Below are 14645 nucleotides of genomic sequence, written 5' to 3'. Positions count from 1 at the left end.
ATGACAGTTGACGCAATCACGGACGTCGCCGGGGTACGGGTGGGGCACGCGACCCGCAGCGGGGACGGCTGGCTCACCGGCACCACGGTCGTCCTCGCTCCTGAGGGCGGCGCAGTCGTCGCAGTGGATGTGCGCGGCGGCGGCCCCGGCACCAAGGAGACCGACGCACTCGACCCGCGCAACGTCGTGACCCGGGTCGACGCGGTGGTGCTGACCGGTGGCAGCGCGTACGGGCTCGACGCGGCGTCCGGTGTGATGGCCTGGTTGGAGGAGCGGCAGCGCGGAGTGCGGGTAGGGACGGACCCTGCGCACGTCGTGCCGGTCGTACCCGCCGCGTGCGTCTTCGATCTGGGGCGCGGCGGAGATTTCTGCGCGCGGCCTGACGCGGACACAGGACGCGCGGCGGTGGAGGCTGCGGCGCGGGCCGCAGTGGGGGCGCGGGTGCCGGAGGGATGCGTCGGAGCCGGCACGGGCGCCGTGGTGGGGCTGATCAAGGGCGGGGTGGGCAGCGCGAGCGCGACGCTCGACTCGGGAGTCACCGTGGCCGCGCTGGCCGTCGTGAACGCCGCGGGGTCGGCGATCGAACCCGAGACGGGGGCGCTGTACGGGGAGTTGTGTCAGGGACGCGTGGAGTATCCCGAGCAGAGTGTGCACGAGTTTGCACGCTGGCGCCTCGACGAAACCGCCGCCAGGAATGCGCAGCCCCCGCTCAACACAACGCTGGCGGTGGTCGCGACCGACGCGAAGCTCTCCAAGGCGCAGGCGCAGAAGCTGGCAGGTACGGCGCACGACGGGATCGCGCGCGCCGTGCGGCCGGTGCACCTCATGAACGACGGGGACACGGTGTTCGCGCTGGCGACCGGTGCACGCTCGCTCGCTGAGCACCCACTGGTGCTCAACGAGATCCTCGCTGCCGGCGCGGATGTCGTGACGCGCGCGATCGTGCGGGGGGTGCACGCCGCCGAGTCGGTGGACGGACCTGGCGGGGCGTGGCCGTCGTACGGCGAGTTGTACGGGGCGCGGTAGGGGTGGTGAGGCGTGGGGTCACGACGCCCCCGCGCCGTATGAACGTCGCCGACGCGCTGTCCAACGGTCGGCGGCGCCCGCCACGTTAGGGCAACGGTCCGCTAACGAGTAAGCGCTGCTTAGCCCGTTGGGCTGGAATTGTCGCGGTTCTGTCACGTGATGGCGTTCACGAGAACGGGAGGGAACCTTCGTAGGCTCCAACACCCTCTTTCTCCACGCACTGGAACAGACCACGCACATCACATGAACCTGGAGCAGCACGTGACAACGCCGGACATTGCAGCGCGGCGCGCACTGGGGGCCTGTGCCGCCCTGATGGTCGGCGCCCTCACCCTGACCGCTTGCGGTGGCAGCGCCAACGCCTCCAACAACGGCAAGGGTGAGAAGGACTCCACGAAGGCGTCGGCGGCCCAGATCGCGATTTCCGCCAAGGACGGTTCGACTGGCGCGTCCATCAACGCGACCGGCGTGAAGGTCAGCGGCGGCAAGCTGACCGACGTGAAGATGACCGCGGCCGAGACGAAGCAGGCCGTGGCCGGCGCGGTATCGGCGGACGGCTCCAGCTGGAAGCCCAAGCGGCAGCTGGAGCGCGGTACGAAGTACGAGATAGACGCGACCGCGAAGGACGCCGACGGCCGTATCACCACGACCAGGTCCGTCTTCACCACCGTCTCGTTCGCGAACAGTTTCGTCGGCACCTACGCCCCGGACAACGGCACCACTGTCGGAGCGGGCATGCCTGTGTCGTTCACGTTCGACAAGTCGATCTCCGACAGGAAGGCCGTGCAGTCGCACATCACTGTCAGCTCCAGCAGTGGTCAGCAGGTGGTCGGGCACTGGTTCGGGGACCGGCGGCTGGACTTTCGGCCGCAGGAGTACTGGAAGGCCGGCTCCAAGGTCACGATGAAGATCGACTTGGACGGGGTCGAGGGCGCCAAGGGCCTCCACGGAGTGCAGAAGAAGACCGTCACCTTCACCATCGGGCGATCTCAGGTCTCCACGGTCGACGCCAATACGCAGACCATGACCGTGGTGCGGGACGGTAAGACGATCAAGACGATTCCGATCTCTACCGGCAGCCCGGATCACACCACGTACAACGGGCAGATGGTGATCTCCGAGAAGTTCACGCAGACACCCATGGACAGCCGGACGGTCGGCCTCGGTAACGCGTACAACATCCCGGACGTCCCGCATGCGATGCGCCTGACGAGCTCCGGCACCTTCCTCCACGGCAACTACTGGTACGACAAGGGCAATCCACCCTTCGGCCGTGCGGGCACCAGCCACGGCTGCGTCGGGCTCGCGGACGTGCAGGGCGGGCAGGGTGCCACGCCCGCCAAGTGGTTCTTCGACAACTCGGTCATCGGCGATGTCGTGATCATGAAGAATTCCCCTGACGCGACGGTCGCTCCCGACAACGGGCTCAACGGCTGGAACATGTCGTGGAGCGCCTGGACCGCCGGAAGCGCTGTCTGAACGGCAACTTTTACGGCAAGATGTGACGTCAGGCGGGGCCACACGGGAACTTTTCGCGCGGCCCACGCGTTTTCCCGGCATAGGTTTTCTCGGTTCCCGGACACGATGTCCGACCGAGGGGCTACGGTATGCACCCACAAGGTGACATGCAGCAACGCCGGGAGATGCCTTGAGCGTTCCGTACGAGACAGCAGCGTACGAACCAGCCGAGTCGCCCGAGTCTCCGGAGGAGCATCTCGCGCGACTCCTCGGCCGTGCCCTGAACTCCTTCGAGCTGCCCGACGAAGTGATACGGCAGCTCGATTGCGCGCTGGCGCACGACAGTTCGCTGCACTCGGCGTACCACAGTGCGGGGCTGCACCGGGAGACGTACCGGCACACCTGGCTGCTCGCCGACGGCTGCGCGGTCACGCTGTGGGAGCTGGTGCACAACCCCACGCCGGGCAGCGCTCCGGAGCACGAGGTGTATGTCGACGAAGAGGAGTTGCAGACGGCCACGGCGCGGCTCGGGTTGCCGCCGGACACACCGGAGTTCGAGCTGCCCGCACTGATGCGGCTGTGGGCGATCCCGGAGCCCCGGCACGTCTTCGCCTCGGACAACTCGGCGGACCATGCGCGCCGGCTTCTGCGCCGAGCGGAGAATCCGGACCGGCCTGGTGCGGACACGGCGGCACTGCTGGCGACGGCAACCGCGCACGAGATCACGCAGGCGTTCGGGCACCCAGGGCGTGCCGGACGGGTGGGGCTGAGCTACGCGCTGTACGAGCACGCGTTCCTGCTGCCGGACGACAATGAGGTCTCCCTGTGGGAGGTCGAGCACACGGCGACTCCCGACGGGCGGCACATGTGCGAGGTGTACATGTCGGAGGACGCGGCACGGGACGCCATGGAGCGGCGCGCGGCGCGACAGGGGTAGCGCGCGCAGCGCTGTGCGCCGGATGCGAGAGCGCTTCGGTGGTTGGGGGGCTTTTCGGCGTCAGCCGTTGGCGAATTGACGCGCCAGGCCCGCGAAGGCGTCCTGTTCGGCGGGGGTCAGCTCCACGGACTCCAGTGCGGGGCCGACGCGCCGCTGGCGCGGCAGGGCCGGAAGTGCGGCGGCGGTGCGGCGCGCAGGGGTCTGCAGGCCCGTGCGGCGCAGCAGGCGCATCAGGACGACGGCCCAGACGACGGTGGCCACGGCGAGAACGGCGACGCCGATCAGCTGAAGAGTCGGGGCGTGCTCAGGCATACGTCCCAGTACACACCACGGTCCGGGACTTTGGTCCCGGACCGTGACGTATCTCGCAGGTGCCATGAACAACTCACAGCGAACTAAAGGGACAAGGTGCGGCGGGGGCGGTGTGGCAGTCAGGCCGCCACGGGCTGCTTGGTCTCCTTGGTCGTGGGAGCCGTGTTCGCGGCGGGGTCGGCGGCCGGGCTCTCGGGGGTCTGCTTGCGCATGCCCTTGAGGAGGACGACCAGGGCCGTGGTGGCACAGACGCCGACCGCGATTGCGACGAGGTACAGGAACGGGTTGCCGATCAGCAGGACGACGAAGATGCCGCCGTGCGGGGCGCGCAGGGTGGCGCCGAAGGCCATCGACAGGGCGCCCGTGAGCGCGCCGCCCACCATGGCCGACGGGATGACCCGCAACGGGTCGGCCGCGGCGAAGGGGATCGCGCCCTCGGAGATGAAGGAGGCGCCGAGGACCCAGGCGGCCTTGCCGTTCTCGCGCTCGGTGTGCGTGAACAGCTTGCCGCGTACGGTGGTGGCCAGGGCCATCGCCAGCGGCGGGACCATGCCGGCCGCCATCACCGCGGCCATGATCTTCATTGCGGAGTCGCTGGGGTTCGAGACCGCGATGCCTGCGGTGGCGAAGGTGTAGGCGACCTTGTTCACCGGGCCGCCCAGATCGAAGCACATCATCAGGCCGAGCAGGGCGCCGAGCAGGATCGCGTTGGTGCCGGTGAGGCCGTTCAGCCAGTCGGTGAGGCCCTTCTGGGCGGTGGCGATGGGCTTGCCGATGACGACGAACATCAGGAATCCGACGATCGCCGAGGAGATCAGCGGGATCACCACCACGGGCATGATGCCCCGGAGGGCCGCCGGGATGTTGACCTTCTGGACGGCCATCACCACGCCGCCTGCGATCAGACCGGCCGCCAGTCCGCCCAGGAAGCCGGCGTTGATGGTCAGCGAGATCGCGCCGCCCACGAAGCCGGGGACCAGGCCGGGTCGGTCGGCCATGCCGTAGGCGATGTACCCGGCCAGGACCGGGACGAGGAAGCCGAAGGCCACTGCGCCGATCTGGAACAGCAGGGCGCCCCAGCTGTCGGCCTGGGTCCACATGAAGTGGTCCATGACCGACGGCGCCTTGTCGACCTTGTAGCCGCCGATCGCGAAGCCCAGGGCGATGAGGAGGCCGCCCGCGGCGACGAACGGAACCATGTAGCTCACGCCGCTCATCAGCCACTTGCGGAGCTTGGTGCCGTATCCCTCGGTGGAGTCGCCCGCGCGCTCCACCGGCGTGCCGCCCGATGCGGGCGCCGGGGCGATCGTCTCGCCGCGTGCCGCCTTCTCGCGCACCGCCGTGATGAGTTGGGCGGGGCGGTTGATGCCCGCCTTCACTCCGACGTCGACGGTCGGCTTGCCGGCGAAGCGGTCCTTGTCGCGGACGGGGACGTCGTGCGCGAAGATCACGGCGTCCGCCGCCGCGATCGCCGCCGGGTCCAGCCGGGAGAAGCCGGCCGATCCCTGCGTCTCGACGATGAGTTCGACGCCTGCCTCGCGGCCCGCGTTCTCCAGAGACTCGGCCGCCATGTACGTGTGCGCGATGCCGGTCGGGCAGGAGGTGACGGCGACGATACGGAAGGGGCGCTCACCGGAGTCCGATGCGGGGCCGGCGTCCGTGGGGGTTGCCGACGCCGGGGCGGACGCGCTGGGCGTCTGTGTCGTACTACCCGCCGCGGCGCCGGCGGAGGCCGCCACCGACGCCGCAGCGGTGTCTTGGGAGGCGCCCGCCGTGCCCGCCGTGCCCGCGGCGGTCTGAGGGGCGCGTGCCGCAGCGTTCGCGCCCGCGTTCGCATCCCCGTCCGCGCCCTCCCGCGGAGTCGCCGCCGGGGTCTGCGTCGCGCTCGGTGTCTCGTCCCCGCGGATCAGCGCCGCCGCCTTCGCCGCGTCGGTCACCGCGCGCAGCGCCGAGGTGAACTCGGTGTTCATCAGCTGACGGGCCAGTGAGGAGAGGATCGTGAGGTGGGCGTCGTCGGCGCCGGCCGGGGCCGCGATCAGGAAGATGAGGTCGGCGGGGCCGTCGGGGGCGCCGAAGTCGATGCCCTCGGTGCTGCGGCCGAAGGCGAGGGTCGGCTCGGTGACGTGGGCACTACGGCAGTGCGGGATGCCGATGCCGCCGTCGAGGCCGGTCGGCATCTGGGCTTCCCGGGCGGCCACATCGGCGAGGAAGCCCTCCAGGTCGGTCACCCGGCCCTGGGTCACCATGCGCTCGGCGAGGGCGCGTGCCGCCGCTTCCTTGGTATCGGCGGACAGGTCGAGGTCGACCAGGTCCGCGGTGATCATGTCGCTCATCGCGGGCTCCTATGCACGCGTATCGCCCGGGGAAAGGCATGGGCGAGGAGGGGGACGGGGGTGCGGTGGGAGTGGGGAGTCGGGCGGGAGGCGGGGTCGGGGAAGCCCCGCCTCCCGGGGGCGGCGGGCCGGCTCGGCCGGAAGTACCGCCCGGTGGCCGCGGCGAGTAACGGGGAGTCCCGCCGCTTCGGGGCCGGTTTGCTGGGCGCGCCCGGGGGCGTCGGTCCGGGTCGCGCACCCAAGTGGCGCGTGCCGGGGCGTCCGCCGCGGAGCGCGAGCCGGGTCATGACACGGGCTCCGTCAGTTCGCGGTCGAGCGGGATCTCGGCCGTGACGGTCACCGCCGCCGGGTCAAGGTCGGCAGGGGTCGGCATGACGCTGCCGGGGAGCTGGACGGCGGCGGCTCCGTGGGCGACGGCCGAGGCGAGGGCCTCAGGGCCGCTGCCGCCGGCGATCAGGAAGCCGGCGAGGGAGGAGTCGCCGGCACCGACGTTGCTGCGCACGGCGTCCACGCGGGCGGTCGCGAACCAGGCACCCCCGTCCTCCACGAGGAGTTGTCCGTCGGCGCCCAGGCTGGCGAGCACGGCGCGTGCGCCCATGCCGCGCACCTCCTCGGCCGCCTTCAGCGCGTCGCCCACGGTCGCAAGGGGGCGCCCGACGGCTTCCGCGAGCTCCTCGGCGTTGGGCTTCACCACGTCCGGCCGCGCGCGCAGCGCCTCCAGCAGCGCACGCCCCGAGGTGTCCAGCGCGATGCGCGCGCCCCCGGCGTGCACCTCAGTGACGACATCGGCGTACCAGGAGGGCGCGAGCCCCTGGGGCAGGCTCCCGCAGCACGCGATCCATTCGGCGTCACGGGAGTACTCGCGGACGGTGACCAGGAGCAGGGCCTGCTCGGCCGCGGACAGCTCCGGGCCCGGCGCGTTGATCTTCGTGAGGACCCCGTCGGACTCGGCAAGCGCGATGTTGGAGCGGGTGGCTCCGGCGATCGGGACCGGCGCGACCTCGATGCCCTGCGCGTCGAGCAGATCGGCGACGAGCGCCCCCGGCGCACCACCCAGGGGCAGTACGGCGATCGTGCGCCGCCCGGCGGCTGCGACGGCGCGCGAGACGTTCACGCCCTTTCCTCCGGGATCCATGCGCTCGCCGGTGGCGCGGATGACTTCGCCGCGCTCCAGGGAGGGGACCTCGTAGGTGCGGTCGAGGGAGGGGTTGGGGGTGACGGTGAGGATCATGCGCGCACTACTTCCGTGCCGCCGCGCTCGATGGCGGCGGCGTCTTCGGGACTCAGCCCGCTGTCGGTGATCAGCAGGTCCACATCGCTCAGGTCGCCGAAGCGGGCGAAGTGCTCCTGGCCGTGTTTGGCGGAGTCGGCCAGCAGCACCACGCGGCGGGCGGCGGCGACCGCGGCCCGTTTGACCGCGGCCTCGGCGAGGTCCGGGGTGGTCAGACCGTGCTCGGCGGAGAAGCCGTTCGCCGCCACGAGCAGCACGTCCGCGCGGATCTCGCCGTATGCACGGAGCGCCCAGGCGTCCACGGCGGCGCGCGTGCGATGCCGTACGCGCCCCCCGACCAGATGGAGCTGGATGCCCGGGTGGTCGGCGAGGCGGGCGGCGATGGGCAGGCTGTGCGTGACAACGGTCAGGGAGGCCTCCAGCGGGATCGCGGCGGCGACCCGGGCGACCGTCGTACCGGCGTCGAGGATCATCGTGCCCTCGGTCGGGAGTTCGGCGAGGGCGGCCTTGGCGATGCGGTCCTTCTCGTCGGCGGCGGTGGATTCGCGCTCGGCGAGGTCCGGTTCGAAGTCGAGGCGGCCGACCGGGATGGCACCGCCGTGCACCCGGCGGACGAGACCGGCGCGGTCGAGGGCCTTCAGATCACGACGGATCGTTTCCGCGGTGACCTGGAACTCCTCGGCGAGCGACAGTACGTCCACCCGGCCGCCGTCACGTGCGAGCCGGAGGATCTCCTGCTGCCGTTCCGGTGCGTACATGTCGCCGGCCTCCGCCTCGATGTCATGTGCCTCGGCGCTCGCACCTCGACACCTCGATGTCCGTTCACTTCCGAGCGATGCCCGAACGTGTGGTTTCACGGCGAGGCTACGCGCGGTTTTCCGAAAAGTAAACAGGTTCGGATTTCAATCGGGCATGAACAGACACGACGAACAGCCATGGCGAACGAACATGACGAGGGCCCGGCACCTGGTCGGTGTCGGGCCCTCGTCGTGGCTGGTCAGGAGACCAGCTCGGGTTCCTTCTCGGCCATCGGCGGCGTGGCGTCCGCCGCGCCCTCGGCATGTTGCGCGGGCCGCTTCGGCAGGGCGGACATCAGCAGGAAGATCACGCCCATGATCGCGGCGACCCACCACAGCGCGTACTGGAAGGCGTGCACGAAGGCCGGGCCCACCTGCAGCCGGGTCAGCCGGTCGCCGATCTCGCCGAAGAACACCACTGACACCAGGCCCAGGCCGAGCGCGTTGCCCATCTGCTGCACCGTGTTGATCAGCCCGGACGCGGAACCCGCGTGCTCTTGCGGCACGTCCGAGAGGACCGCGTCGGTCAGCGGGGCGACGATCAGCCCCATGCCGACGCCCATCACGACCAGCGGCAGGGCCATCTGCCAGGGGGCGATGGCGAGGCCGTACCGGTGCGCCTCCCACAGATAGATCAGCACGCCCGCGCCCATCACCAAGGCGCCCGTCTGGAGCACCTTCCGTCCGAACCTCGGGACCAGCTTCTGCACCGACAGCCCGGCCGCGGTGGAGACCGCGAGGGAGAACGGCACGCCGGTGAGCCCGGCCCGCAGCGGGCGCCAGCCCAGGCCGATCTGCATGTACAGCGTCCAGACCAGGAAGAAGATGCCGAGCGCGACACCGAAGACGGTCTGTACGGCGATGCCCGCGGCGAAGCTCTTCACCCGGAAGAGGGACAACTCGATGAGCGGGGAACCGTCCCTGGCCGCCTTCCGTTTTTCGTACGACACCAGCGCGGCGAAGACGACCAGCGCACCGGCCATACAGACGTATCCCCACAGCGGCCAGCCCAGCTCGCGGCCGCGCGTGAGCGGGTACAGCAGCATCAGCAGACCCAGCGAGACCAGGGCGACACCGGCGAGGTCCAGCTTCAGCGCCTTGGGGGCCTTCGACTCAGTGATGAAACGGCGGCCCAGGATCCAGGCCAGGACGCCGACAGGGAGGTTGATGAGGAAGATGGGCCGCCATTCGAGGCCGAACAGGTTCCACTCCGTCAGCAGCGCGCCCAGCAGCGGGCCGGAGACCGCGCCCAGACCGACGACCGCGCCGAACATTCCGAACACCTTGCCGCGTTCATGGGCCGGGAAGGTGGCATGCACGATCGACAGCACCTGCGGCACCATCATCGCCGCCATACCGCCCTGCAGGATGCGGGAGGCGACCAGCATCTCCGGGTTCGCGGCGAAGCCGCACAGGGCGGAGGCGAGGGTGAAGCCGCCGATACCGATCAGGAACAGCCGCTTGCGGCCGTGGATGTCGCCGAGGCGGCCGCCGGTGATGAGACCGGCGGCGAAGGCCAGGGCGTAGCCGGCGGTTATCCACTGGATCTGGCTGACCGAGGCGTTTGCACTGCGCTGGATGGACGGGATGGCGATGTTGACGATCGTCACGTCCACCAGGTCCATGAAGGCCGCGGTCATGACGATCGCCAGCGCCAGCCAGCGGGCCCTGTCGGGGGAAGCCGCGGGAAGCGCCGTGGAAAGCGCCGGGGAGGTGGCTGACGGTGTCCGGCTGTCCGTCGTTCGTGATGGGTCGCGCAGTTCGCCGCGCCCGTTGAGGGTGTTGTCGTCGCCGTAGGTCATGGCCTCACGCTAGGACGGCATTAGGTCAGATCGTGTCCTAGTCGTACGGCATTCTCGTCTGCATGACTACCGACACACCGGCACGGTTGCTGCAGCTTCTCTCGCTCCTCCAGACGCCACGTGAATGGCCCGGCGGGGAGCTGGCCGATCGGCTCCGCGTGTCGCGGCGTACCGTGCGGCGGGACATCGACCGGCTGCGGGAGCTGGGCTATCCGGTGCAGGCCACGAAGGGCGCGGACGGCGGATACCGGCTGGTCGCGGGCAAGGCGATGCCGCCGCTGGTGCTGGACGACGAGGAGGCGGTGGCGATCGCGGTGGGCCTGCGGGCCGGTGCCGGGCATGCGGTGGAGGGCGTGGAGGAGGCGTCCGTGCGGGCGCTGGCCAAGCTGGAGCAGGTGCTGCCGGCCCGGCTGCGCCATCGGGTGTCCACCCTGCAGGCGGCGACCACACCGCTGACCAGCGGGGACGGGCCGAGGATCGCACCCGAGACGCTGACCGTGATGGCCTCGACGGTGGCGGGGCACGAGCGGCTGCGGTTCGCCTATCGCGACAAGGACGGCGGCGAGTCGCGGCGGCTGACCGAGCCGCACCGGCTGGTGTCGACCGGGCGACGGTGGTATCTCGTCGCCTACGACCTCGACCGCGCCGACTGGCGCACCTTCCGGGTGGACCGGGTCAGCGAGCCGTTCGCGACCGGAGTCCGGTTCGCGCCGCGCGAGTTGCCGACGGGGAGCGCCGCCGAGTATCTGCGGCGGTCCATCCAGCGGCGGCAGGAGACGTACGAGTTCGCGGTGCGGTTCGCCGCGCCGGCGGAGCAGATCGCCATGCGGATGCCGGCTTGGCTCGGGGTGCCGGAGGACGACGGCGAGGGCGGTTGTGTTCTGCAGGGCACCTCCGGCGATCCGGTGGAGTGGCTGGCGGTGCGGCTGGCGATGACGGGGTACGAGTTCACGGTGCGGGGTCCGGGTGAACTGGTGGAGTGCGTACGGGAGTTGGGTGGGCGACTGAGCCGGGCGGCAGAGACCGATCCCGGAAGTCCGCGGCGGTGATGCCTCAGGGGTGATCCTGGTCCGCCCCGCTCCAGCCGAAGCCCCGCAGGGACCCGAGGTTGCGCAGCGCCAGGGCCGCGGGGCCCTCGGGGCCGGTGGGCGGCGAGGTTGTGGCGGCCCAGGCCTCCACGGCCACGCGGACGGCGGCGCCGGCGACGGCCGCGGCGAAACGGAGATCCGGGGTGATCGGCGTGGCGGGGGCGGGCGGTGTGCGTGCGGGTGGCGCGGGGGGTGAGGGTGGCGTGGGTCGCGAGCCGAGGTTGTCGTGGCTCGCCCTGCCCGTGTCGCTTACGTCAACTCCGCTTCCCCTGTTGGCCGTTGCCGCCGTGCGGGCTGACAGGATCTCGGCCAGGGTCTGGTCCGATGCCTGGCACACCTCGGCCCAGACCTTGCGCAGGGCGGGGCTGGTGTCGGCCAGGTGGATCAGGGTGCGGACCCATTCCCAGGACGCCGCCGAGACGCCGAGACCGGGGGTGAGGGTGTGGTGGACGGCGTGTTCCAGGGCCTCCGGGACAGTGAGGTGAGCCGGGGCCGAGCGGACCGCTTCCGCCCAGCGCTGGGCGCCCGCCGCGTAGAGAGGGGCGACCGCCTCTTCCTTGGTGGCGAAGTAGCGGTAGAACGTGCGCGGTGCGATGCCCGCAGCCTGTGCGATGTCCTCGGCGCGGGTGGCTCGCAGGCCCTGACGGACGAACAGCGCGGCCGCCGCGCGGGCGATCTCCGTCCGGGTCTCGGCCTTACGGCGTTCGGTCAGCGAGACCGGTGCGGAGACGGAAAACTGCTGGTGGGCGGGGCGGGGGGTGGTGCTCACCCCGGCAGGCTATGCCCATGTGACAGAATCTGCCATCCGGCGGTCCACCCCGGGGTTCAGGTACGGGGTGGGCCGCCGATCCAGGTTATGTCACCGCCCCGGCAGCCGCGATCGCTCTCCGTCACCCGCGCGGACTTGAGTCTCCCGCAGGAGGAGACCGGAAGGTGGGGCTCATGCACGGCGGCAACTCTCACTCGCACGGCGCCACCTCGTCCTCTGGCGCCTCCCCTTCCGGCGCCTCGTACTCGATCGGTGAGCTGGCCCGGTGTACCGGACTGTCCGTCAAGACGATCCGTTTCTACTCGGATCGGGGCCTCGTGGCGCCGGCGAGCCGTACCGCGGCCGGATACCGCCGCTATGGCCCCGACGCCGTAGCCCGGCTCGCGCTCGTACGGACGCTGCGTGAACTCGGTCTCGGCCTGGACGCGATCGGGCGGATCGTGGACCGGCCGCTCGACCTCGGCCGGGTCGCGGCCGAGCAGGCCGCCGCGCTGGACGTGCAGATCAGTGTGCTGCGCCTGCGCCGGGCGGTGCTGTCCGCCGTGGCCGCCCGGCGCGAGCCGAGCTTCGAGGAGATGGAACTGATGCACCGGTTGGCAACCCTGTCCGAGGCGGAACGGCGCCGTCTGATCGACGGCTTCCTCGACTCCGTCTTCGCCGAGCCCGGACCCCCTCCCGCGGAGGCGGCCCCGGAGACCGCTCTTCGGCGTTCACTCACCCCCGAGCTGCCCGAAGACCCGACCGGGGAACAGCTGGCGGCGTGGGTGGAGCTGGCCGAGTTGTCGCTCGACGAGGGGTTCCGGGCCGCCGTACGACGCCTGGTCCAGGACCATGCGGGGGAGCGGACCGAGCGTCAGGGCGCGACCGGTGGGCCGCCCGTCGCGGACGTCGTGGCCGTCGCCCGGGATGTCGTGGACGCCGCTGTGGTGTCCGGCATCAGGCCCGAGGATCCGGAAGCGGATCGTGTCGTCGCGGACCTCGTCGCCCGGTGCGGCCTCGTCTCCGGGTACCTGGGGGATGCGGCAGGGCACGCCATGCCGTACGACGCTCTGCTCCGGCGTCTGGAGGCCGCGCGGGAACCCCGCAGGGACACCTATCTCCGGCTGCTGGCCCTCGTCAACGGCTGGCCCGCCCCGCAGCCGCTGACCCCGGTGATCGACTGGGCCGCCACGGCGCTGCGCGCACGGACGGCGGCCTGACGGGAAAAGGGCCCGCAACGGCCGGCCCGGTCCACGAGGCGCACCTCACCGCGTCGCGCACGAGCACGGACACAGCGGGCACGAGCGCGGACACAGGCACGAGCGCGGACACAGAAGGAGCCGGGCTTCGGCACCCGGGGGGACAGGTGCCGAAGCCCGACTCGGGAAGGTCCCGGCGCCGGGGGGGGGATTTGCGTCGGGACGTGGCTATGGGGGTGGATCGTGTGGGATGAACGCGTGGGTCGGCCGGTCTGCGTGGGGTCGGCCGGTCGGTACGGTGCGGGGGGAGTGCGGTTCCCGGGCCTGGCTGCTGGTGGACCCGGAAGGGTTGTTCCCGTGGGTCCGGGACTTGAAGCGATGGGACCACGCCATGTTTGCGCCGTCTTTCGCCACCGGCGTGCGCGGCCGCCAGGCACCGTACGCCCACAGGCGGCACCCGCCTCCGAGTACCGCACCCGGGCACCGGAGGCCCACCGCGGCCCCGGAGCACCACGCACGGCACACCATCGCTCCACCCCCCTCCAACAGCCCTTCAGCCTCCCCCGATACGCAATATGCGAAGCGCGAAACGCGATACGCGGGACGTAGTACGCGGGGCGCAGTACGCGCCACGCGATCCGCGCTACGCCGCCGCGTCGAACCCGGTGTCCTTCGCCAGCTTCTTCAGTTCGAGGAGCGCGTGCTTCTCGATCTGGCGGATGCGCTCGCGGGTCAGACCGTGTTCCTTGCCGACCTCGGTGAGGGTGCGCTCGCGGCCGTCGTCGATGCCGTACCGCATCTTGATGATGGAGGCCGTGCGCTGGTCCAGGCGACCGATCAGGTCGTCCAGTTCCTCACTGCGGAGCAGGGTCAGCACCGACTGCTCCGGGGACACCGCCGAGGTGTCCTCCAGCAGGTCGCCGAACTGGGTGTCGCCGTCGTCGTCCACCGACATGTTCAGCGAGACCGGGTCGCGGGCCCAGTCGAGGACGTCGATGACGCGCTCCGGTGTCGTGGCCAGCTCGGCGGCGATCTCGGCGGGTTCCGGGTCGCGGCCGTTCTCGCGGTTGAACTCGCGCTGCACACGGCGGATGCGGCCCAGCTCCTCCACCAGGTGGACGGGGAGCCGGATCGTGCGGGACTGGTCGGCGATGGAGCGGGTGATGGCCTGGCGGATCCACCAGGTGGCGTACGTCGAGAACTTGAAGCCCTTGCGGTAGTCGAACTTCTCGACGGCGCGCACGAGGCCGGCGTTGCCCTCCTGGATCAGGTCGAGCAGGGGCAGGCCGCTGCGCGGGTAGCGCCGGGCCACGGCGACGACCAGGCGGAGGTTGGAGCGGATGAAGATGTCCTTGGCCCGCTCTCCGGCGGCGACCAGGGCCCGCAGCTCCTCGCGGCTGGCGTCCGACGTGGACTCCACCTCGCCGTCGAGGACCTGCTGCGCGAAGACACCCGCCTCGATGGTCTGGGACAGCTCGACCTCCTTTGCGGCGTCGAGCAGCGGCGTGCGCGCGATCTCGTCGAGGTACATGCCGACCAGGTCGCGGTCTGCGATCTCGCCGCCATGAGCAGGGCGTGCGCGAACACTGCTTGCCGAGTCGGCCGTCTCGCCGGTAGCGGCGGACTTACGACGGGCGACGGCACGGGTTGCCATGCGTGCTCCCTTGCGATGGTGGGCTGGCGGGTGGTCCTGACAAACGCTCGGCACCGGGGG

Annotated in this window: 12 protein-coding genes; 5 read left to right on the top strand and 7 right to left on the bottom strand. The window is 71.0% G+C overall.

Annotated features, from left to right (window positions below; genetic code table 11):
* From IE277_RS08025 to IE277_RS08015, 3 genes are all read left to right on the top strand, one after another.
* Nucleotides 1–1026 carry a P1 family peptidase gene (locus IE277_RS08025; protein WP_189949883.1) on the top strand — a complete coding sequence of 342 codons (1026 nt, stop codon included), beginning with the start codon at nucleotides 1–3 and terminating at the stop codon, nucleotides 1024–1026.
* A gap of 261 nt (nucleotides 1027–1287) precedes the next feature.
* Nucleotides 1288–2505, top strand: a complete 1218-nt coding sequence (locus tag IE277_RS08020; RefSeq protein WP_229881004.1) for a L,D-transpeptidase — start codon at nucleotides 1288–1290, stop codon at nucleotides 2503–2505.
* Between the two features lie 169 nt (nucleotides 2506–2674).
* Nucleotides 2675–3421, top strand: coding sequence for a DUF6227 family protein (locus IE277_RS08015; protein ID WP_189949880.1), 747 nt, complete (start codon nucleotides 2675–2677; stop codon nucleotides 3419–3421).
* Between the two features lie 60 nt (nucleotides 3422–3481).
* Here the strand turns inward: IE277_RS08015 and IE277_RS08010 are convergent, their stop codons facing one another.
* The 5 genes from IE277_RS08010 to IE277_RS07990 all read right to left on the bottom strand — a co-directional run bounded on the left by IE277_RS08010 (nucleotide 3482) and on the right by IE277_RS07990 (nucleotide 9734).
* Complete coding sequence (locus tag IE277_RS08010; protein ID WP_189949878.1) at nucleotides 3482–3733, bottom strand: hypothetical protein; 252 nt, start codon at nucleotides 3731–3733, stop codon at nucleotides 3482–3484.
* 119 nt (nucleotides 3734–3852) lie between these two features.
* Nucleotides 3853–6066: a PTS fructose transporter subunit IIABC gene (locus tag IE277_RS08005; RefSeq protein WP_189949876.1), complete on the bottom strand. Its 2214-nt coding sequence runs from the start codon at nucleotides 6064–6066 to the stop codon at nucleotides 3853–3855.
* 283 nt (nucleotides 6067–6349) lie between these two features.
* Nucleotides 6350–7297: a 1-phosphofructokinase gene (gene pfkB / locus IE277_RS08000; protein WP_189949874.1), complete on the bottom strand. Its 948-nt coding sequence runs from the start codon at nucleotides 7295–7297 to the stop codon at nucleotides 6350–6352.
* Nucleotides 7294–8055 (bottom strand): DeoR/GlpR family DNA-binding transcription regulator, encoded by a 762-nt coding sequence (locus tag IE277_RS07995; RefSeq protein ID WP_189949872.1) that lies wholly within the window; start codon nucleotides 8053–8055, stop codon nucleotides 7294–7296. Before IE277_RS07995 ends, pfkB begins: the two co-directional genes overlap by 4 nt.
* Before the next feature lie 239 nt (nucleotides 8056–8294).
* A complete protein-coding gene (locus IE277_RS07990; RefSeq protein WP_229881019.1) occupies nucleotides 8295–9734 on the bottom strand; it encodes an MFS transporter in 1440 nt (479 codons plus the stop codon).
* A 224-nt stretch (nucleotides 9735–9958) separates the two neighbouring features.
* On the opposite strand from IE277_RS07990, the gene IE277_RS07985 reads away from it, so the two are divergent.
* The gene (locus IE277_RS07985) at nucleotides 9959–10945 is read left to right on the top strand and encodes a helix-turn-helix transcriptional regulator (RefSeq protein WP_189949868.1); all 987 of its coding nucleotides are present in this window, start codon (nucleotides 9959–9961) and stop codon (nucleotides 10943–10945) included.
* A gap of 4 nt (nucleotides 10946–10949) precedes the next feature.
* Here the strand turns inward: IE277_RS07985 and IE277_RS07980 are convergent, their stop codons facing one another.
* Nucleotides 10950–11696 carry a TetR/AcrR family transcriptional regulator gene (locus IE277_RS07980; RefSeq protein ID WP_189950168.1) on the bottom strand — a complete coding sequence of 249 codons (747 nt, stop codon included), beginning with the start codon at nucleotides 11694–11696 and terminating at the stop codon, nucleotides 10950–10952.
* A 230-nt stretch (nucleotides 11697–11926) separates the two neighbouring features.
* Here IE277_RS07980 and IE277_RS07975 point away from each other — a divergent pair, with 230 nt between their 5' ends.
* Nucleotides 11927–12952 (top strand): MerR family transcriptional regulator, encoded by a 1026-nt coding sequence (locus tag IE277_RS07975; protein WP_189950166.1) that lies wholly within the window; start codon nucleotides 11927–11929, stop codon nucleotides 12950–12952.
* Nucleotides 12953–13574: 622 nt separating this feature from the next.
* On the opposite strand, the gene IE277_RS07970 is transcribed toward IE277_RS07975, so the two are convergent.
* Nucleotides 13575–14585 (bottom strand): sigma-70 family RNA polymerase sigma factor, encoded by a 1011-nt coding sequence (locus IE277_RS07970; RefSeq protein ID WP_189949866.1) that lies wholly within the window; start codon nucleotides 14583–14585, stop codon nucleotides 13575–13577.
* Between the last annotated feature and the right edge of the window lie 60 nt (nucleotides 14586–14645).

The sequence above is a fragment of the Streptomyces alanosinicus genome (assembly GCF_014650595.1).
Lineage (GTDB): Bacteria > Actinomycetota > Actinomycetes > Streptomycetales > Streptomycetaceae > Streptomyces > Streptomyces alanosinicus.
Note: the sequence above shows the minus strand (reverse complement) of the source record. Positions and strands in the feature narration are given on the sequence as shown.

Bases quoted from the DNA above. Each gene is read 5' to 3' on its own strand.
- IE277_RS08025 (WP_189949883.1), top strand. From the start codon at position 1: ATGACAGTTGACGCAATCACGGACGTCGCCGGGGTACGGGTGGGGCAC.
- IE277_RS08010 (WP_189949878.1), bottom strand. From the start codon at position 3,733: ATGCCTGAGCACGCCCCGACTCTTCAGCTGATCGGCGTCGCCGTTCTC.
- IE277_RS08005 (WP_189949876.1), bottom strand. From the start codon at position 6,066: ATGAGCGACATGATCACCGCGGACCTGGTCGACCTCGACCTGTCCGCC.
- pfkB (WP_189949874.1), bottom strand. From the start codon at position 7,297: ATGATCCTCACCGTCACCCCCAACCCCTCCCTCGACCGCACCTACGAG.
- IE277_RS07995 (WP_189949872.1), bottom strand. From the start codon at position 8,055: ATGTACGCACCGGAACGGCAGCAGGAGATCCTCCGGCTCGCACGTGAC.
- IE277_RS07990 (WP_229881019.1), bottom strand. From the start codon at position 9,734: ATGACCGCGGCCTTCATGGACCTGGTGGACGTGACGATCGTCAACATC.
- IE277_RS07985 (WP_189949868.1), top strand. From the start codon at position 9,959: ATGACTACCGACACACCGGCACGGTTGCTGCAGCTTCTCTCGCTCCTC.
- IE277_RS07975 (WP_189950166.1), top strand. From the start codon at position 11,927: ATGCACGGCGGCAACTCTCACTCGCACGGCGCCACCTCGTCCTCTGGC.
- IE277_RS07970 (WP_189949866.1), bottom strand. From the start codon at position 14,585: ATGGCAACCCGTGCCGTCGCCCGTCGTAAGTCCGCCGCTACCGGCGAG.